This is a genomic window from Pseudomonas sp. H26/SER47-MNA-CIBAN-0231 (assembly GCF_040310465.1).
Lineage (GTDB): Bacteria > Pseudomonadota > Gammaproteobacteria > Pseudomonadales > Pseudomonadaceae > Aquipseudomonas > Aquipseudomonas atacamensis.
Window position 1 is genome coordinate 1 of the sequence record NZ_JBEOPW010000173.1, and the last position, 241, is coordinate 241.

Below are 241 nucleotides of genomic sequence, written 5' to 3' on the forward strand. Positions count from 1 at the left end.
CTATCATGGCGATGACGATAAAGCTGCTCAAGTTTATGATGGCTTCAAAACCATGACGGGTGAGGATATCGGCGATATCTTATTATGGCTGATTGAATCGCCAGCTCATATCAACGTCAATCGCTTAGAAGTCATGCCAGTCGCACAAACCTATAACGGGCTGACGATTGCTAAGCAAGACTCTTAAACGTTTAGCCGAGCGTTCGACTCATTAACGTAATTCATAATAACGAAGCAACGT

General features: G+C 43.6%; 1 pseudogene. It reads left to right on the top strand.

The features are described 5' to 3' along the window. Positions 1-187 (top strand): annotated as a pseudogene (locus AAEZ10_RS27695) (hypothetical protein); the annotation flags it as partial. Positions 188-241: the final 54 nt, after the last annotated feature.